The 17,487-nt window shown below is 68.7% G+C and carries 18 protein-coding genes; 12 read left to right on the top strand and 6 right to left on the bottom strand.

What is annotated here, in order from left to right; translation table 11 throughout:
• The 3 genes from ALA01S_RS26630 to ALA01S_RS35270 form a co-directional block, all read left to right on the top strand.
• The coding region (locus tag ALA01S_RS26630) for an efflux RND transporter permease subunit (protein ID WP_066342310.1) at nt 1–2,440 on the top strand (2,440 nt) is incomplete at its 5' end.
• 10 nt (nt 2,441–2,450) lie between these two features.
• Complete coding sequence (locus tag ALA01S_RS26625) at nt 2,451–3,074, top strand: YqaA family protein (protein WP_238446929.1); 624 nt, start codon at nt 2,451–2,453, stop codon at nt 3,072–3,074.
• A gap of 2 nt (nt 3,075–3,076) precedes the next feature.
• Nucleotides 3,077–3,460, top strand: a complete 384-nt coding sequence (locus tag ALA01S_RS35270; RefSeq protein WP_043461577.1) for a copper-binding protein — start codon at nt 3,077–3,079, stop codon at nt 3,458–3,460.
• Nucleotides 3,461–3,501: 41 nt separating this feature from the next.
• Here ALA01S_RS35270 and cadR read toward each other — a convergent pair whose 3' ends face one another.
• Nucleotides 3,502–3,951 carry a Cd(II)/Pb(II)-responsive transcriptional regulator gene (cadR, locus tag ALA01S_RS26615; protein WP_043461575.1) on the bottom strand — a complete coding sequence of 150 codons (450 nt, stop codon included), beginning with the start codon at nt 3,949–3,951 and terminating at the stop codon, nt 3,502–3,504.
• 96 nt (nt 3,952–4,047) lie between these two features.
• Here cadR and ALA01S_RS26610 point away from each other — a divergent pair, with 96 nt between their 5' ends.
• Complete coding sequence (locus ALA01S_RS26610) at nt 4,048–5,991, top strand: FTR1 family protein (protein ID WP_084151200.1); 1,944 nt, start codon at nt 4,048–4,050, stop codon at nt 5,989–5,991.
• 86 nt (nt 5,992–6,077) lie between these two features.
• Here ALA01S_RS26610 and ALA01S_RS26605 read toward each other — a convergent pair whose 3' ends face one another.
• Nucleotides 6,078–6,611 (bottom strand): hypothetical protein, encoded by a 534-nt coding sequence (locus ALA01S_RS26605; RefSeq protein ID WP_029001665.1) that lies wholly within the window; start codon nt 6,609–6,611, stop codon nt 6,078–6,080.
• A 192-nt stretch (nt 6,612–6,803) separates the two neighbouring features.
• The gene (locus ALA01S_RS26600; RefSeq protein ID WP_064736104.1) at nt 6,804–9,275 is read right to left on the bottom strand and encodes a heavy metal translocating P-type ATPase; all 2,472 of its coding nucleotides are present in this window, start codon (nt 9,273–9,275) and stop codon (nt 6,804–6,806) included.
• Between the two features lie 85 nt (nt 9,276–9,360).
• Between ALA01S_RS26600 and ALA01S_RS26595 the strand changes: the two genes are divergently transcribed.
• Nucleotides 9,361–9,639: a YnfA family protein gene (locus tag ALA01S_RS26595; protein WP_051244348.1), complete on the top strand. Its 279-nt coding sequence runs from the start codon at nt 9,361–9,363 to the stop codon at nt 9,637–9,639.
• A gap of 151 nt (nt 9,640–9,790) precedes the next feature.
• Here ALA01S_RS26595 and ALA01S_RS26590 read toward each other — a convergent pair whose 3' ends face one another.
• Both ALA01S_RS26590 and ALA01S_RS26585 read right to left on the bottom strand, forming a co-directional pair.
• Nucleotides 9,791–11,149 carry a heavy metal sensor histidine kinase gene (locus tag ALA01S_RS26590; protein ID WP_029001664.1) on the bottom strand — a complete coding sequence of 453 codons (1,359 nt, stop codon included), beginning with the start codon at nt 11,147–11,149 and terminating at the stop codon, nt 9,791–9,793.
• Nucleotides 11,146–11,832: a heavy metal response regulator transcription factor gene (locus tag ALA01S_RS26585; protein ID WP_029001663.1), complete on the bottom strand. Its 687-nt coding sequence runs from the start codon at nt 11,830–11,832 to the stop codon at nt 11,146–11,148. Before ALA01S_RS26585 ends, ALA01S_RS26590 begins: the two co-directional genes overlap by 4 nt.
• 192 nt (nt 11,833–12,024) lie before the next feature.
• Between ALA01S_RS26585 and ALA01S_RS26580 the strand changes: the two genes are divergently transcribed.
• On the top strand, nt 12,025–12,339 hold the full coding sequence (locus ALA01S_RS26580; protein ID WP_029001662.1) for a zinc ribbon domain-containing protein: 315 nt from the start codon (nt 12,025–12,027) through the stop codon (nt 12,337–12,339).
• A gap of 304 nt (nt 12,340–12,643) precedes the next feature.
• Here ALA01S_RS26580 and ALA01S_RS34115 read toward each other — a convergent pair whose 3' ends face one another.
• Nucleotides 12,644–12,988, bottom strand: coding sequence for a CzcE family metal-binding protein (locus ALA01S_RS34115; RefSeq protein ID WP_169517155.1), 345 nt, complete (start codon nt 12,986–12,988; stop codon nt 12,644–12,646).
• 308 nt (nt 12,989–13,296) lie between these two features.
• On the opposite strand from ALA01S_RS34115, the gene ALA01S_RS26570 reads away from it, so the two are divergent.
• The 6 genes from ALA01S_RS26570 to ALA01S_RS26545 form a co-directional block, all read left to right on the top strand.
• Nucleotides 13,297–13,599 carry a hypothetical protein gene (locus ALA01S_RS26570; RefSeq protein ID WP_029001661.1) on the top strand — a complete coding sequence of 101 codons (303 nt, stop codon included), beginning with the start codon at nt 13,297–13,299 and terminating at the stop codon, nt 13,597–13,599.
• A 54-nt stretch (nt 13,600–13,653) separates the two neighbouring features.
• A complete protein-coding gene (locus ALA01S_RS26565) occupies nt 13,654–13,992 on the top strand; it encodes a DUF4148 domain-containing protein (protein WP_064736103.1) in 339 nt (112 codons plus the stop codon).
• 66 nt (nt 13,993–14,058) lie between these two features.
• Complete coding sequence (locus ALA01S_RS26560) at nt 14,059–14,418, top strand: hypothetical protein (RefSeq protein ID WP_051244343.1); 360 nt, start codon at nt 14,059–14,061, stop codon at nt 14,416–14,418.
• A 127-nt stretch (nt 14,419–14,545) separates the two neighbouring features.
• Entirely contained in the window at nt 14,546–15,802 is a 1,257-nt protein-coding gene (locus ALA01S_RS26555) for a TolC family protein (protein WP_051244338.1), read from the top strand.
• A 116-nt stretch (nt 15,803–15,918) separates the two neighbouring features.
• A complete protein-coding gene (locus ALA01S_RS26550) occupies nt 15,919–16,443 on the top strand; it encodes a hypothetical protein (protein WP_238455961.1) in 525 nt (174 codons plus the stop codon).
• Nucleotides 16,440–17,487, top strand: a 1,048-nt coding sequence (locus ALA01S_RS26545; protein ID WP_066342309.1) for an efflux RND transporter periplasmic adaptor subunit, incomplete at its 3' end; no start/stop codon positions are given. The genes ALA01S_RS26550 and ALA01S_RS26545, both read left to right, overlap by 4 nt.

Raw genomic sequence — 17,487 nt, 5'->3', positions numbered from 1 at the left:
GACGTCGCTCGACGACTTCCGCAACATCCCGCTGGCCGCGCGGGCGGGCGTGCCGGTCAAGCTCGGCGACGTGGCCACGCTGCAGATCGGCCCCGAGATGCGCCGCGGCATCGCCGAGCTCGACGGCCAGGGCGAGGTCACGGGCGGCATCGTCATCCTGCGCTCGGGCAAGAACGCGCAGGAGACCATCCACGCCGTCAAGGCCAGGCTCGCAGAGCTGCAAAAGAGCCTGCCCCAGGGCGTCGAGGTCGTCACGACCTACGACCGCGGCGCGCTCATCGAGCGGGCTATCGACAACCTCAAGGACAAGCTTGTCGAGGAGTTCATCGTCGTGGCGCTGGTGTGCGCGGTGTTCCTGTGGCACCTGCGCTCGGCGCTGGTGGCCATCATCGCGCTGCCGCTGGGCGTGATGGCTGCCTTCCTCGTGATGCGCTGGCAAGGGATCAACGCCAACATCATGTCGCTCGGCGGCATCGCCATCGCCATCGGCGCCATGGTGGACGCGGCCGTGGTGATGATCGAGAACGCGCACAAGAAGCTCGAAGCCTGGCAGCACGCTCACCCGGGCCAGGAGCTCAAGGGCGACGAGCGCTGGAGCGTCATCACCAGCGCAGCGGAGGAGGTAGGCCCCGCGCTCTTCTTCTCGCTGCTCATCATCACGCTGAGCTTCATCCCGGTCTTCACGCTCGAAGCCCAGGAGGGGCGGCTCTTCGGGCCGCTGGCCTACACCAAGACCTACGCCATGGCCGCGGCCGCGGGCCTGTCGGTGACGCTGATCCCGGTGCTCATGGGACTGTGGATTCGCGGGCGCATTCCTGATGAGCAGAAGAACCCGATCACGCGCGTGCTCATCGCGGTGTATCGCCCGGTGCTGGAGTGGGTGCTGCATCGGCCGCGCACGACGCTCGCCCTGGCGGTGCTGGTCTTTGCCAGCACGCTGTGGCCGCTGTCGCGCCTGGGTGGCGAGTTCCTGCCGCGCATCGACGAGGGCGACCTGCTCTACATGCCCTCGGCCCTGCCGGGCCTCTCGGCCCAGAAGGCCTCGGAGCTGCTGCAGATCACCAATCGCATGATCCGCACCGTGCCCGAGGTGGAGATGGTCTTCGGCAAGGCCGGCCGCGCCGAGACCGCCACCGACCCGGCGCAACTGGAGATGTTCGAGACCACGGTGAAACTCAAGCCCCGCGAGCAGTGGCGCGCGGGCATGACGCCCGAGAAGCTGGTGGAGGAGCTGGATCGCACGGTGCAGATCCCGGGCCTGGCCAACATCTGGGTGCCGCCCATCCGCAACCGCCTGGACATGCTGGCCACCGGTATCAAGAGCCCCATCGGCGTGAAGGTCACGGGCGGCAGCCTCGCCACCATCGACCGCGTGGCGCTGGACGTCGAGCGCATCGCCAAGGGCGTCCCCGGCGTGTCCTCGGCCCTGGCCGAGCGGCTCACCGGCGGGCGCTACATCGACGTGCAGATCGACCGCGCCGCCGCAGCGCGGCTGAACCTGAGCATCGCCGACGTGCAGGCGGTGGTGGCAGGCGCCATCGGCGGCGAGAACGTGGCGGAGACTGTCGAAGGGCTGGCGCGCTTTCCGATCAACCTGCGCTACCCGCGCGAGTGGCGCGACTCGCCCGAGCGACTCTCCAGCCTGCCCATCCTCACGCCCATGGGTCAGCAGATCACGCTCGGCACGGTGGCCAAGATCCAGGTCACGGACGGCCCGCCGCTGCTCAAGAGCGAGAACGCACGGCCCTCGGGCTGGGTCTACGTGGACGTGCGCGGGCGCGACCTCGCAGCGGTGGCCAACGACCTGCGCGCCGCGGTCACCAAGGACGTGAAGCTGGAGCCGGGGATGAGCCTGGCGTACTCGGGCCAGTTCGAGTACCTGGAGCGCGCCAACGCCCGGCTCAAGGTCGTGGTGCCGGCGACCCTTCTGATCATCTTCGTGCTGCTGTACCTGACCTTCAAGCGCTTCGACGAGGCGCTGCTCATCATGGCCACGCTGCCCTTTGCGCTCACGGGCGGCATCTGGTTTCTGTGGGTGCTGGGCTACAACATGTCCATTGCTGCGGGCGTGGGCTTCATCGCGCTCGCGGGCGTGGCGGCCGAGTTCGGCGTGGTGATGCTGCTGTACCTCAAGCACGCGCTGCAGGATCGGGCCGACCAGGGCCTGGCGCCCAGCCGCGACGTGGTGCTCGACGCCATCCGAGAGGGGGCGGTGCTGCGGGTGCGGCCCAAGGCCATGACGGTGGCCGTGATCCTGGCGGGCCTGGTGCCCATCGTCTGGGCCACGGGCACGGGCTCCGAGGTCATGAGCCGCATCGCCGCGCCCATGCTCGGCGGCATGGTCACGGCGCCGCTGCTGTCGCTGTTCGTGGTGCCGGCGGCCTACGTGCTCATGCGCGCCAGGAAGGCACGCAGCGCGGCACAGCCCCGGCACCCGTGACGCGCACGCCGTGGTGTTGCGTCCCACGCTGGAGACCGGGCTGCTGCGCAGCCTGACGCGGCACGCGCAGCACCGGGGCTTCCCGGTGGTGGTCGCCGGCATGGCGCTGGCGGCCACCTTGTCGATGAGCGTGCCCTTCGCCTCGATCCTCGTGGCCGCCGTGCTGCTCGCCCCCCGGCGCTGGTTCGCGCTGGCGCTGGGCGGCAGCCTGGGCTCCGCCGCGGGGTCAGCGCTGCTGTACCTGGTGTTTCACCATTTGGGCTGGGCGCGCTTCTTCGACAGCTATCCCGAGGTCGTGCGCTCGGCGGCCTGGCTGGATGCAACCCGGTGGCTTGGCGCCTACGGTACCCCGGCGCTGCTGCTGATCTCGGCATTGCCGCTGCCCCTGACGCCGGCGCTCATGTTCGCGGCCATCTCGCGGCTGCCCGTGGCCCAGGTCATCCTGGCGCTGTGGGCCGGCAAGCTGCTGAAGTACGTCGTCTATGCTTGGCTCGCAGCGGCGTTTCCGGCAACGAGGCTGCGCACCCGGCAGCGCCAGCTCGACGCCCTGGGCGCGGCTCTCAGCCACGCGACGTCGCAGCGCGAGGCGCCGGAGACTTCGCAGGGCAACGAGCAGCCTGCTTCAAAAAGGTGAGCATGCGAGCAAGATCAACGAGCATCCCTTTCGCAGCCGTGGCACTGTGCGCGGCTGTCATGGCGGCTCAGGGTGCCGAGCCAGCGCCGGCTGCCGCTACTGCTGCCACTGCGAAAGCATCGACGGCTGCGCCGGCCACGTTCCAGGGCAGGGGCAAGCTACTCGACCTCGATGTCCCCGACCGGCTGATCACCGTGGACCACGACGACATGCCGAGCCTGGGCATGCCGGCCATGACGATGGACTTTCCGGTGGCTGCCTCGGTTGATATGGGCACCGTTACCGCCGGGCAGACGGTGAGCTTCGTGTTGACGGTGATCAGCGGGATACTGACGGTGACGGAGCTGCGGCCGGTTGGAAACCTTCAAGGCGGCACGAAGCAGTGACATGCCCCCTGACGCCGCCCCAGGTAGCTCTGCCCTGGCCTTCAGTGGCAACCTTTGACGTGGCTCGACCGATGCGAACGCGATGAAGGCGCCTGGTTGGCTGCCTGCGTGAGTTCGTTGAGAATGCCGCAGTCCCGTGCTTGCTGGCCCTGGTTGCACTGCTGGCGCAAGTCCTTGAGAGCCTTCTCCAGTGAGCGCAACTCGCGGATGCGCTGTGCCACATGCCCGATGTGCTGGTCCAGCAGCGCATTGACCTCGCCGCAGTTGTCCTCGGGCGCGTCCTTGTAGCGCAGCAGCACCCGGATCTCGTCGAGCGTCATGTCGAGGTTGCGGCAGTGGCGCACGAAGGCCAGTCGCTCCACGTGCGCCGCCGTGTAGACGCGGTAGTTGCCCGCCGTGCGTTCAGGCTCGGGCAGCAACCCCTCGCGTTCGTAGAAACGGATGGTCTCCACGGCCGTCCCCGTCTGGCTGGCCAGTTCGCCGATCTTCACGTTGCCTCTACCGCCATGCAGGCCATTGAATGAACAGCGCTTGACTCTACACCCGCTATAGGGTTTCCAATACAGGGAACGATAATCATTCCCATCATGAAGAACGTCCTTGTCCGACTCCTTGGCACCTTGCTGGCGCTGTGCCTGTGGTGCAGCCTCGCTGCAGCCAACGACACCCCTTCCGAAGCCTCCGTCAGGCAGGTGTGGCAACTGCTGGACTACGTGGGCGTGGACTACGGTGGTGCCGTCGCCGATGGCAAGGTCTTGAGCGAGGCGGAGTACGCCGAGATGCGCGAGTTCGCCGCCAACGCGCTGCGGCAAGCGCAAGCGCTGCCCCCGAACACCGCGCGCGAGCGCCTGGTGGCGGCGGTGGCGGCCGTGCAGCAGGCGGTGGAGCAGCGGGTGCACAGCACCGAGGTGGCCGCGCTGGCGCGGCAGGCCGGCGACCAGCTCCTGGCGGCGTACCCGGTGCCGGTGGCGCCCAAGGCATTGCCGGACCTGCAGCGCGGCGCGGCGCTGTACCAGGCGCAGTGCGCAAGCTGTCATGGCGCCGGTGGCCACGGTGACGGGCCCCTGGCGGCCCGGCTCGACCCCAAGCCGGTGGCCTTCACCGAGCGCGAGCGTGCGCGCTCGCGCAGCGTGCTTGCGCTCTACCAGATCGTCACGCAGGGCGTGGGCGGCACGTCCATGCCCGGCTTTGCCAGCCTGCCGGAGTCCGATCGCTGGGCGCTGGCATTCTTCGCCGGCGGGCTGTCGTACGACGCGGCCATGCGCGAGCGCGGCCAGGCGCTGTGGAAGAACAGCTCGGCGGCCAGGACGCAGTTCGGCGACCTCGCCGCCGTCACGACGACCACGGAAGGCGCAGCCGCCACGGCCCTTGGTGCCGACGAGGCCCGGGACGTGGTGGCCTACCTGCGCTCGCAGCCGCAGGCCGTTGCCCAGGGCAAGCCCACGGGCGTGGCGCTGGCGCGCGCGCAGCTGCAGCGCAGCGTCGCCGCGGCACGCGCGGGCAACTTCCCGGAGGCGACCCGGCTGGGCCTGTCCGCCTACCTCGATGGCTTCGAGCCGCTGGAGCCGACGCTGTCCGCGCGCAACAAGGATCTGACGGCACAGGTCGAGGCGCGGATGCTGAGCTATCGCGGGGCGTTGGCCTCTGGTCGGGCCGAGGAGGCCGCGGCGATGGCTCAGCAGCTCGACGGCGTGTTCGCGCAGGTGGAGTCCGAACTGGGCAAGGGCGCAGCCGACCCCGTGACCACGTTCCTGGGCGCGCTGACCATCCTGCTGCGCGAAGGCGTCGAGGCACTGCTCATCATCGTGGGCATGCTGGCGTTCCTGCGCAAGGCGCAGCGCCACGACGTAGTGCGGCATGTGCACGCGGGCTGGATGAGCGCGCTGGCCGCCGGCGGCGCAACGTGGGGCGTGGCCACCTACGTGGTGGGCATCAGTGGCGCCAGCCGTGAGGTGACGGAGGGGGTTTCCTCGCTGTTTGCCGCGCTCGTGCTGCTGGCCGTGGGGCTGTGGATGCACCAGAAGAGCAGCGCGGGGCGCTGGCAGGCGTACCTCAAGGACAAGCTGTCGTCGGCGATGTCGCGCCGCTCGGCCTGGGCACTGTTCGCGCTGGCCTTCATCGCGGTCTACCGCGAGGTGTTCGAGACAGTCCTGTTCTACTCGGCGCTGGCCGTCGAGGGCAACGGCGCCGCACTGCTGGGCGGGCTGGCGGCCGGGGTGGCGATCCTGGCCGTCATCGCCTGGGCGCTCATGCGCACGAGTGCGCGCATGCCCATCGGCAAGTTCTTCTCGATCAGCTCGGTCCTGGTGGCCCTGCTGGCCGTGGTGCTGTGCGGCAAGGGCGTGGCGGCCCTCCAGGAGGCCGGCTGGCTCTCCGCGAGCCCCATTCCTTCGCCGCGCATCGAGCTGCTGGGGCTGTTTCCTTCGCTGGAGACCGTGACGGCACAGCTCGTCGTGCTGGCCATCGCGCTGGTCGGTTTCCGGCTCAACGCGCTCTCAGGCCGGCGTGCCCAGCCACCGCGGGCGGCTTGAGTAGCCGCAGCCAGGGAACCTCGTCGCCCGGGCAGGCGCAGCGCACTGCCGGGCGCGTGGCCGCCAGCGGCGGCCGTCCTTCCTGGCTACTTCGCCGGTGCGGCAGCCGGCGGATTCATCATCCACTGCTGGTGCCACATCATGTGGTCCATCATCATCTGCTGCATCGGCATGTACTGGTCCGTCATGTACTGGCGCTGGCGAATCTGCTCGGGCGTGAGGCTGGAGTAGTAGCCGCGCATGTGGTCCCAGCCCATCATCGGGCCGCGCATCATCCCGGGGCCACCCGTCATGTTGCCCGCGCCGCCCATGCAGCAGGCCATGGCGCCACCGGGTCCCCACATCGAGTGCATCGCGGTCATGGCGGCCTGCATGCTGCTCCAGTGCTCCTGCATCAGCTTCTGGCGCTCCTGGGGGTCCTGCGTGGAGCGGATGCGCTCCATCTGCGCCTGCATCTGGCGCATCTGCGCCTGCACCTGGGCCATCTGCTTGTCGAACTCGGCCGGATTGGGCGCCGCAGGCTGAGCCTGTGTGCTGCCGCTGGGTGCCCCCCCTTGCTGTGCGCATGCCGGCAAGACCAGCGCTGCGGCAACTGCCATGGCAAGAACTCGCTTGTTCATCACGGACCTCCAGGGTCACGAACGCAATTGGCCTGGCTGATGACTGCCCAAGCCTCGACACCGCTCTTGGCGGAATGCTTGGAAGATTCTTGACCTGATCCCGTCCAGCGCATTGATGCCCGTCAAGCCCGCAAGCTGTCCATCCAAGCGCTCCTGCACCAGGGGTGGGCCGGCGCGGGCCGGCCGGCGCAATCACCGTGCTGCTGGCGAAAGCCGCTCCGGTGCGGCGGCGCCAGGCGCTGGTGAACGGTCCGACCAGGCCAGCAGCCGCAAGCCGTTGAACACCACCAGCAGGCTCGCGCCCATGTCGGCAAAGACGGCCATCCACATCGTGGCCTGGCCGGTGAAGGTCATCACCAGGAAAACCGCCTTGATGCCCAGCGCCAGGACGATGTTCTGCACGAGCACGCGGGCGGTTGCGCGCGAGAGCCGGACAAAGGCGGGCACCTTGCGCAGGTCGTCGTCCATGAGCGCGACGTCGGCCGTCTCGATGGCGGTGTCGCTGCCCGCGGCCCCCATGGCAAAGCCGATGTCCGCGCGCGCGAGTGCCGGCGCATCGTTGATGCCGTCGCCCACCATGCCCACGTGCTGGCCGCCACGGCTGGCCTCCTCGACGAAGCGCAGCTTGTCCTCGGGCAGCTGGTGGCCGCGGGCGTCGTCGATGCCCACCTGCGCCGCGATCGCGCGGGCCGTGTGCGGGTTGTCGCCCGTGAGCATCACGGTCCGCACTCCCAGCGCCTGCATCTCGGCCACCGCGCTGCGGCTGCTGTCCTTGACGGTGTCGGCCACCGCGAAAAGGGCGAGCACCCGGCTCTGGTCACTCAGCAGCACGAGCGTCTTGCCCTGCTGCTCCAGCGCCTGCATGCGCGCTTGCTCGGCCTGCGAAGGGGGGCCGAAGCGCTGCTCTGTCCAGCGCGGGTTGCACAGCTGGTACGTGGTGCCGTCCACGCTGCCCTGCACGCCGTAGCCCGGCAGTGCGGAGAACGCCTGCACGTCGAGCACGGGGAGGGTGTCGCGCCGCGCAGCGCGCGAGATCGCCTGCGACACGGGGTGATCCGAGCGCGACGCCAGGCTGGCGGCGATGCGGCGCAGCGGCCCCTCGTCGCCGCCCAGGGCCACCACGTCGGTCTGCTCGGGCTTGCCGTGGGTGAGCGTGCCGGTCTTGTCCAGGGCGATGGCCGTGAGGCGGCGCCCGGCTTCCAGGTAGGCGCCGCCCTTGATGAGGATGCCCTTGCGGGCCGCTGCCGCAAGGCCGCTGACGATGGTCACGGGGGTGGAGATGACGAGCGCACAGGGGCAGGCCACCACCAGCAGCACCAGGGCCCGGTAGACCCACGTCAGCCACTCGGCGCCCAGAGCCAGCGGCGGCACCACGGCCACGGCCAGTGCCACGGCGAAGACGGCCGGCGTGTAGATGCGCGCAAACTGGTCGACGAAGCGCTGGGTGGGTGCGCGCGCACCCTGGGCCGACTCCACGGCATGGATGATGCGCGCCAGCGTGGAGTCGCCGGCGCGGGCCGTGACCCGGTACTCGAAGGAGCCGGACTCGTTGATGGTGCCGGCGAAGACCTTGTCGCCCGCAGCCTTCTCCACGGGGATGCTCTCCCCGGTGATGGGCGCCTGGTTGACCGTCGAGCGGCCCGAGACGATCTGGCCATCGAGCGCGATGCGCTCGCCGGGCTTGACGCGCACCTGGGCGTCGGGCTCGACGCTGGAGGCCAGGACGTCCGTCCAGTTGCCGTCGGGCTGCAGCACGGTGGCCTTGTCGGGTGCCAGCTCCAGCAGCCCGCGAATCGCGTGACGGGCGCGGTCGAGCGACTTGGCCTCGATGAGCTCGGCCACCGCGAAGAGGAACATCACCATCGCGGCTTCGGGCCAGTGGCCGATGAGCATCGCGCCGGTGACGGCGATGGACATCAGCGCGTTCATGTTGAGGTTGAGGTGGCGCAGCGCGATCCAGCCCTTCTTGTAGGTGGACAGCCCGCCGCTGCCAATGGCCACGAGCGCGAGCGCGAGCACCAGCCACGAGCTGTCAGGCTGCAGCCATTCCACCGCCTCGGCCGCGAGCGCCGCGGCGCCGGACAACGCCAGCGGCCACCAGGGCTCGCGCTCGCCTGGCAGGTCGTTCACGTCGCGCGCTGCGCCGGCGAGCGCCGCACCGGGGTCGGGCTCATCGGCGCCCAGCCCGATGGCGCGCAGCGCCGCCAGCGCCTGCGGCAGCGCCTGGGCGCTGTGGTGCAGCGTGAGCTTGCGCTGCATGAGGTTGAACTCCAGGCCGAGGATGCCGGGCATGCCCTGCAGCTTGCTGCGGATCAGCGCCTCCTCGGTGGGGCAGTCCATCTTGGAGATGGTCAGCACCGAGGTGCGCGCCTGCGCCTCGTCGCGGGGCTGGGCTTTCATCCCGATGGAAGCCAGGGCCGCCTCGACAGGCTGCGCCGTCGCCAGCGCGTGGTGCACGTCGAGCGTGCGCTGCATCAGGTTGAAGTCGAGCTGCTGCACGCCCTCGACCCGGCCCAGGCGGTCGCGGATGAGCGCCTCCTCGGTGGGGCAGTCCATGTTGTCGATGCGGTAGCGCGAGACGCGAAGCGCAGGTGCGGCTGGCACCGCAGCCGCTGCGGAGCAGCCGCAGTGACCTTGGCAGGAGGAAACGTTGGTCTTGTCCATGAGGGTTCGATGCTTGCTTCAGGCTGGATTGCAAACCCTGTAGCCGCTGCAGAGTCAAGGACAGGTGCCCAGGTGCCTCAGGGACATGCAGGCCGGCGTCCAGCGTGCGCATGTGAATCTGCGGCGCAACGCCAAGCGCCGGGCACGGCATCCCAGGTGCGCAGGCCCCACGCGGCAGTGGCCGCAACCTTGGAGTGACCACGCCCAGCGCTTCGCGGACCGCTTCTCCCAGGTTCGCGTCTATGCGGCTTACGGCGGCGCCTACATCGACGTGGCGCTGCTGTGGCTGTGGGCCGTCGATCAACTCCGTCCGCCGGCCTGGGACGGGGCTGGCGCGGCCGTGGCCCTGGCTGGCATGGGGTAGTTCCAGCCCGCGCGATACACTGCCGTCCGTGACGGCCGCCTTTGGCGCTGTTGTGACGACCTTTGATGTGGTTCGGACCGCGCCAGCGCCAGTGCGCGGGCGATGATGGGCAACGACGGCAGCGACCCATCGGTACTGGGTGAGGCTCGTGTCAAAGCTGGCGACTTGGTGAGCTCGCTACCGCTATAGCGGGCAGGCGAAGGCCTATGCTTGTACGGCCGGAATGGGAGTCCACGAAGGTCTGGCCGTCATGCATTCGCGCGATTGCGGCCACGATGGCCAATCCCAGGCCATGATTGACGTCGCTGTGCTCGCGCGACGCTTCCACCCTGTAGAAGCGATCGAACAGGCGAGGCAGGTGCTCGCGCCCAATGTCCTTGCCCGTGTTGCTCACGACCAGCTGCAGGAGGTCATGGGAAGGCATTGTGATGTCCACCTCCACGGTGGAGCCCGGGCTGGCATAGCGGGTGGCGTTGGCCAGCAGGTTGGACAGCCCACGGCGTAGCAACGCCGCGTCGAAAGCGCCCGAGGCATCGCCCGTCAGCCGGACCTGGAGACCGGCTTCGTGCAGTGCCGCGTCATGAAACTCCACAACTTCGTTGACGATCCTCGCAACGCTGGGTAGGGGCAGGCGGCGTGCCCTGGCACCGCGGTCCGCCTTGGACAGGAACAACATGTCGTTGACGATGCCCGAGAGCCGCCGCAGATCATCGAGGTTGTTCCCGATGACTTCCTGCAATTCCTGCACGGAGCGATGCCGGCTCAGGGCAACCTCGCTGTGGCCGATGAGCGCCGCCAAAGGCGTGCGCAGCTCATGGGCCACGTCAGCGTTGAACGCTTCGAGCTGCGCGTAGGCCTGCTCCAGCCTTTGCAGCAGTGCATTGAACTGCTCCACAACGGGTTGCAGTTCCTCAGGCTGGTCAATGCCGTCAAGCCGTCCGTGCAGACCGGCAGGCCCGATGGAGCGGATCTGACGCGACAGCGCCAACACGGGCATGAGGCTGCGGCGTACGAGCACGGAGCCGGTCAGCGAAATCAGCGTCGCACCCCCCAGCGCGCTGACCACCAGGATGGCCGCCAGGCGTTCCAGCAAACTGTCGTCCAAGGACGTGTCCAGCGTCAGTGCACCACGGATTGAGCCCTGGAAATCCAATGGCCAACGCTGTTCGAACCTTGCTGCCCGCGTGTGACCGTGGTTGCCTTGCATCGCGCGCTCGTACAGCGGCTTGCCATCGGGCAGCTCCAGACGCAGTCCAATGCCCGTCGTGCTGACGAAGAAGTCGTCAAGCTTGTGGCGCAATGTCACCAGATCGGCATTGGCAATGGCTTCCTCGATCAGATGTTCGACCACGGCCTGGCGTTGTTCCAGCGTCTCTTGCTCCCGGATGGAAAGGCTCCAGGCGGTGGCAAGGTAGACCCCCATCGCCACTAGCGTCAGCCCCATTAGGCTTTGGAGCGCCGACCAGACCGACAGGCGCCATACCAGCGACCGCGCCGGCGCCCGCTTCAAGGTATACGGTCCTCAAGCACGTAGCCCATGCCGCGCACGGTGTGCAGCAGCTTCGTCTCGAAGGGGTCATCGAGCTTGCTGCGCAATCGCCTGACTGCAACGTCCACCACGTTGGTGTCGCTGTCGAAATTCATGTCCCAGACCTGCTCGGCAATGACGGTGCGCGAGAGCACTTCGCCGCGGTGGCGAAGCAGCATGGTCAGCAGCAGGAATTCCTTGGCAGTGAGGTTCAGGCGCTGCCCAGCTCGGGTGGCACGCCGGCGTACCAGATCCAGCTCCAGGTCCGCCAGGCGCAAGCGGTTGGCGTCCAGCTCCGCGTGCTGCTGCGTGCCACGGCGCAGCAGCGCCTGCACCCGGGCCAGCAACTCCGAGAACGCGAAGGGTTTGACGAGGTAGTCGTCGGCCCCTTGCTGCAGGCCGTGCACACGGTCGTCCACCGCATCGCGGGCCGTGAGCATCAATACCGGCGTGGCACGCACTGCCCGCAAGGCGCGCAACACGGCAAAGCCGTCGATGCCCGGCAGCATCACGTCCAGCAGCACCAGGTCGTAGCTGCCCTCGAGCGCCAGATGCAGGCCGTCCGGCCCGTTGTGCGCCAAGTCCACGGCGTAGCCATTCTCGGTCAGACCCTTGTGCAGGTACTCGGCCACCCGTTTCTCATCCTCGACCACCAGTATTCGCATGACGCGATTGTCGCCATTTCATGTCCTGGGGAAGATGACGAAATTGTCATGCTGTCGTTCGCCGAGCGTCGAGCACGGGTGCCTACAGTGACGACATGGCGGCTGTCTCTACAGCCTTGGTTGACGTCCAACGATTTCGGCTGTCGGCGGCAACGTGGAGTTCAAGTACCTTGAGATACAGGAATCCGAAGCATGGGAATTTTCGATCGCCTCTTCGACGGGCACCACGGCCGCAAGCACCAGGGTGGTGGCCATCACAGCGGCGGCCGTCACGGCCGCAACGACAACTCCAGCACATTTGCCGACAGTGGCCAGCGCTGCGTCCTTGCCCCGGTGCCGCAGGCTGCTGCGGGCCAAGCCTGCCTGAAGTGCAGCGCGACCACCCCCGCCGGCAGCAAGTTCTGCCCTCAGTGCGGCACGTCGCTGAATGTCGCGTGCATGCAATGCGGCAAGGGTTTGCAAGTGGGCAGCCGGTTTTGCGGCCAGTGCGGCAAGCCGGCGCCCTGATCCGGGCCGGTGCCCTGAGCAACTGCACCAACTGAGCTGGGCAGTTGCGCCATGGCCATTCTCAAGGCTCATGGAGCCTTGCGCAACAGTCGCGGCGCACGACGGCAACTGTCGATGGCAGCGGTTGCCGATTCGCGGCCCTACTGTCTCCATGGCTCAAAGCGGCCGGCACGCCATCCTGACGTCCCACGGCTCCAGCCACCACCGTGAAGCTTGTTGCAGTGACGCGTCGCGGTTCGGCGGCCTTGAATTGCGCATGCTGCACGACCGCCATGGCGGCCGCCGGCGCTCAGCCCTCAGAAAGTCAGTTGCGCTCCATGTCGTTGGTTGCGACGTGAATGCGCAGCGGCTTGTTGGCGAAGCCTGCCGGAGCGATGCTTTGCAAGTCCACGTCGCGGTGGCCGATCACGTCGAATTTCCATGCAAAGGTCTTGTCCGCGTTGCGGAACGCAACGACGTCGCCGCATGACACGTTCACGGCTCCGGTCGTGGCGACATTCACTTCCTTGATGGCGGTCCTGGCATCGACGGGTGTTCCGTACATGGACTTGCCGTTGGACAGCCTTGCGTCATTCGCTGCCATTGCCGCGCTGGCGATCAACGCCATGCTGCCGACGAGCGTGATCGTCCTGAAAGCTCGCAAGCTCATGCTGTTCTCCTGGTTGCACGGGATGCAGCCGATGCGGGCCCTTTGCCCTTTCGTCATCCCGCCGTCCAGTTTGAATGGCGCGGGGTTACGACAGGCGTGCGGACTGATGACGGTTTTGCAATCCAGGACGGCATGCCTACAGCACATCAACCGCAGAACGACGCGGCGTTGGTCCGAAACAGCCTTGCCTGGCCCGAGAGGAGATGACGAAATTGTCATCTGCGTGACGCCGTCGTGTTCCGGTCCGGTTTCTACAGTGCTTTCACGGTCGCTGATGTAGCGGCCAATGTCACGAAAGGAAGCACCTCATGAAGACCCGCAAGCTCTCCGCCGTCGCGACCCTGTCCGCGGTGCTCTTGGCGCCGGCTGTTTCCATGGCGGATTCGCCCTGGGTACCGGCCAACAACAACCAGGGCTACCGGTACCAGCCCGATCACGGCAGCACGAGTACGGGGGCTGGGGGTCGCAGTGCCGCTGGTGTCTCCACGCCGGACGCGGCAAGCACAGCGAGCGCGACGACAGGCAAGACGCGCGAACAGGTACGCAACGAGTACCTGAACATGTCCGCCGCTGAACGGCAGCGCCTGCAGGAGATGTTTCGCGGTCCCTGACCACGCCTTTCGATTCCCACGCAACTCCCTCACTTTTCGAGATTCGAGAACCTCATGAGCTTGATGAAAGCCCGCTCCCATTGCACCGGCCTGCTGATAGGCGCAGCGCTGCTGGCCCCGGCCCTGGCCATGGCCAATGCCGAATGGCACCAGGAAAACACGGACCAGGGCTTGAGCTATCACCCGGAGCACGCCCAGAGCACGTCGACCCGAGCGCAGGTGCAAGCCGACGCGCGCTCAGCCGCACCGGGCCTGATCGTCCGCGAAGGCCCGCCGCTGGACACGTTCCCGGCGGCCACGCAGACCAAGACGCGTGAGCAGGTGCGCCATGAACGGCTGAGCCAGTCCCCCGAGGAAAAGCAGCGCCTACAGTGGACGACGCAGGGCAGCTGACCAGGAAACCGACCTGCCGCAGACATATATGGGAGGCCGGCATATTGGTGTTGATACACTTGCACAATGCGCCGCTTCGTGCTTGTCCTGCTGATTGCGTTGCTGCCGTTCCAGTCGATCTGGGCGGCGGCAGCGAACGCCTGCGGACATGAGCGCGTGAGCGGCAGCCAAGCGCATTTCGGCCACCACGAGCACGTGCACGAGGTCGCAGCGGCAGCCATGGATCGTGACGCTTCCGACGACGGCGCTGCGGACTGGTCCTGCGGCGCCGACTGCTCGACATGCCAGGGCCACGGCTGGTCGATGGCTTTGCTGGACTGGTCCACGTCGTTGACCCAATCTGGGCCCGATCTTGTGCCCGGCATCTGCCAGCACTTCATCCCGCAGCGTGATCCCGACAATCCGCTGCGCCCCCCTCTCGCGTGACTGATCTGATCTCTGGACGGAAGAGGCCGGCCGTGACCGGCTGACGCGCCGCATGAGCGGCCTGTTGCTCCGTCCCTCCTGACCAGAACAACGCGGGCCGCCGCCCGCTTCGCTTGCGAGAGACTTCATGACATTCGGACCCTGGGGTCGGGGTGCGGGCCGAGCCGCATCCGCTCTGGCATGGGCCTGCCTGCTGGCCATCGCGCCGGGCGCCCATGCCCAAGACGCCACCGGCACTTCCATCACGCTGCGGCAGGTGTTCGACAGCGCCTGGCAACGGCAACCCGAGGCGCGCGGCGCCACGGCGCGGCGCGACGCCACCGATGCTCGGCTCGAAGCGGCACGCAGCTGGACGCCCGAGCCGGCAGCGCTGGAGCTGTCGGGCCGCAGCGACCGCCTGATGCGCAACAACGGCCGGCGCGAGTACGTCGCCGGCGTGGCCGTGCCGCTGTGGCTGCCCGGCGAGCGCTCGCGCACGCAGGCCGTGGCCGAGGCCGAACGCCAGGCCGTGGACAGCCATGTGCTGGCCGCGCAGCTGCGACTGGCCGGCCAGGTCCGCGAGGCCTGGTGGACGGTGCACCGTGCCCGTATCGAGGCCACCCTGGCGCAGGCCCGGTTGGCCAACACGCAGCAACTCGCCGCTGACGTCGCACGCCGCGTGAACGCGGGCGATCTCTCCCGGGCCGACCAGCACCAAGCCGAGGGAGCGGCAGCCGCGGCGCGGGCCGGACTGGCTGAAGCTGCCGCGTTGCAGGCGCAGGCACTGCAGGCGCTCAGGGCGCTTGCGGGCATCGAACTGCCCCAGCCGCTGCCCGACACAGCCGAGGCCATGCCCGCCCCCGGCACCAACTTCTTCCACCCTCTGCTGGTCGAGCTGCAGGATCGTGCCGAAGTGGCGCGGCGCAGCCAGGCGCTGGCTAGCGTGCAGCGGCGCGCCAACCCCGAGATCGCCCTGGCCTCCACGCGCGAGCGCGATGTGCTGGGCGAGGCCTACGGCCAGTCGCTCACCGTCGGCGTGCGCATTCCCTTCGGATCGGACAGCCGGCATCGCGCCCGCGTGGCGGCAGCCGGCGCGGAACGGATCGAGGCCGAGAGCGCGCTGGCCGTGGAGCAGCAGCGCCTGCAGGGCGAGCTTGCCGCAGCCCAGGCCCGTATGGACGGTGCGAGCCAGGTCGCTGAAGCGGCCGCGCAGCGCGCGGCGCTAGCTGAGCAGACGCGCGGCTTCATCGACAAGGCCTTCAGGCTTGGTGAAGCGGACCTGCCGACCCGGCTGCGCGTCGAGCTGGAGGCCTTCGAGGCCGAGCGGCTGCAGGCGCGCGCGCGCATTGAGCTGGCACAGGCACTTTCGCAATGGCGCCAGGCCATGGGCCTGCTGCCCGAGTGAGGTGCTGCGACATGCACCCGTCACAACACTCCCCTATCCGCACGCACTCCCCGCAACGATATCCCGGGACTTCCGTCATGTACGCCCCTCGAATCCACAAGTCTGCGGCTGTCCTCGTGGCAGCCCTTGCACTGCTGGCCGTGCCGGCCGCGCAGGCCGGCGACGGCCATGACCATGGCGATGCACCGCCCGCGGCCACCGGTCCGGCCTTGCCGCGCTTCGCCGCCGTTTCCGAAGATTTCGAGCTGGTGGCCGTCGTCAACGGCACGCACCTGACGCTCTACCTGGACCATGCCGACAGCAACAGCCCAGTGAAGGACGCCCAACTGGAAGTCGAGATCGGTGGCCAGAAGATCAAGGTGCAACCCCATGCCGAAGGCGAGTTCGAGGCGACGCTGGCGCAGCCGCTGCAGCCCGGCGCCACCCCGGTAACGGCCACCGTCACGGCGGGCGCCGTGACGGACCTGCTCGCCGGCGAGCTGGACCTGCACGCCGACGAGCATGCCGAGCAGGGCAATGCCAGCCACTGGCAGAGCGCCTCCGGCTGGGTGGCCGGGGTGCTGGGCGCCCTGGGCGCCATGGCTTGGGGCTGGCGGCGCTACGCCACCGGCCGTCGCAGCCGTACCGGAGCCGCTGCATGAAGCGCATCGCCCGCATTCACTCCGCACTCGTGCTGCTGACGCTGGCGCTGGCCGCATCGCTGGCACGGGCTGGCGACGGACACGACCACGGTGACGCTGCTCCAGCCATCAACGCCAGCGGTCCCCAGCGCCTTCCCGACGGGAGCGTCTTCCTGCCCAAGCCCGCGCAACGCCAGATGGCCGTGCGCACGGCGGTGGCCCAGGCCGGGCAACTGCCCCGTGCGCTGGAGCTGGCGGGCCGCGTGCAGATGGACCCCAACGCCGGAGGCATGGTGCAGGCCCTGGTGGCCGGGAGGCTGGAGCCCGGCCCGCGCGGGCTGCCCTCCGTGGGCCAGCCAGTGCGCAAGGGCGACGTGCTGGCCTACGTCGTGCCCTCGGCCAGCGCCATCGAGCGCTCCAACCAAGCGGCGCAGCTGGCCGAACTGCGAGCCGGCCGCGATCTGGCGGCCAAGCGCCTGGCTCGCCTCAAGGAGCTGGCCGACACCGTGCCGCGCAAGGAGATCGAGGTGGCCGAAAGCGAGGTGGCCAGCCTGGGCGCGCGCATGGCAGCCATCGGTGGCGGCCTCTCCGGGCGCGACGCGCTGCTGGCTCCCGTGTCGGGCGTGATTGCTTCGGCCAACGCCGTCAGCGGCCAGGTGGTGGACGCGCGCGAACTGGTGTTCGAGGTGGTGGATCCGTCTCGGTTGCGCGTGGAAGCCCTGGCCTTTGACGCCGCAGTGGCCTCGGACGTGGACACGGCGTTCCTAATGGCTGGCGGGAAGACGGTGCCGCTGACGTTCGTCGGCGCATCGCGCTCGCTGCGCGAGCAGGCGCTGCCCCTGATGTTCCGTGCCGAGGGTGCCGCACTGTCCGCGCTGGCGGTCGGGCAGCCCGTGCAGGTGGTCGTGCAGACCCGCAGCCGTGTCCAGGGCGTACCCGTGCCCGCGGACGCACTGGTCAAGAACCCCTCGAACCAGAGCATCGTCTGGGTCAAGGCGGCGCCCGAGCGCTTCGAGCCCAGGGTGGTGACGGTGCAGCCGCTCGACGGCGCCACGCTGGCGGCAA

Source organism: Azohydromonas lata NBRC 102462, assembly GCF_001571085.1.
GTDB lineage: Bacteria > Pseudomonadota > Gammaproteobacteria > Burkholderiales > Burkholderiaceae_C > Azohydromonas > Azohydromonas lata.
The sequence above is the reverse complement of the archived record's forward strand: the minus strand, read 5'-3'. Positions and strand labels throughout refer to the sequence as shown.

What these genes read in the sequence shown, in the direction of transcription:
- ALA01S_RS35270 (WP_043461577.1), top strand. Translation starts at nt 3,077, where the DNA reads ATGCGAGCAAGATCAACGAGCATCCCTTTCGCAGCCGTGGCACTGTGC.
- ALA01S_RS26610 (WP_084151200.1), top strand. Translation starts at nt 4,048, where the DNA reads ATGAAGAACGTCCTTGTCCGACTCCTTGGCACCTTGCTGGCGCTGTGC.
- ALA01S_RS26605 (WP_029001665.1), bottom strand. Translation starts at nt 6,611, where the DNA reads ATGAACAAGCGAGTTCTTGCCATGGCAGTTGCCGCAGCGCTGGTCTTG.
- ALA01S_RS26600 (WP_064736104.1), bottom strand. Translation starts at nt 9,275, where the DNA reads ATGGACAAGACCAACGTTTCCTCCTGCCAAGGTCACTGCGGCTGCTCC.
- ALA01S_RS26595 (WP_051244348.1), top strand. Translation starts at nt 9,361, where the DNA reads ATGCAGGCCGGCGTCCAGCGTGCGCATGTGAATCTGCGGCGCAACGCC.
- ALA01S_RS26585 (WP_029001663.1), bottom strand. Translation starts at nt 11,832, where the DNA reads ATGCGAATACTGGTGGTCGAGGATGAGAAACGGGTGGCCGAGTACCTG.
- ALA01S_RS26580 (WP_029001662.1), top strand. Translation starts at nt 12,025, where the DNA reads ATGGGAATTTTCGATCGCCTCTTCGACGGGCACCACGGCCGCAAGCAC.
- ALA01S_RS34115 (WP_169517155.1), bottom strand. Translation starts at nt 12,988, where the DNA reads ATGAGCTTGCGAGCTTTCAGGACGATCACGCTCGTCGGCAGCATGGCG.
- ALA01S_RS26570 (WP_029001661.1), top strand. Translation starts at nt 13,297, where the DNA reads ATGAAGACCCGCAAGCTCTCCGCCGTCGCGACCCTGTCCGCGGTGCTC.
- ALA01S_RS26565 (WP_064736103.1), top strand. Translation starts at nt 13,654, where the DNA reads ATGAGCTTGATGAAAGCCCGCTCCCATTGCACCGGCCTGCTGATAGGC.
- ALA01S_RS26560 (WP_051244343.1), top strand. Translation starts at nt 14,059, where the DNA reads ATGCGCCGCTTCGTGCTTGTCCTGCTGATTGCGTTGCTGCCGTTCCAG.
- ALA01S_RS26555 (WP_051244338.1), top strand. Translation starts at nt 14,546, where the DNA reads ATGACATTCGGACCCTGGGGTCGGGGTGCGGGCCGAGCCGCATCCGCT.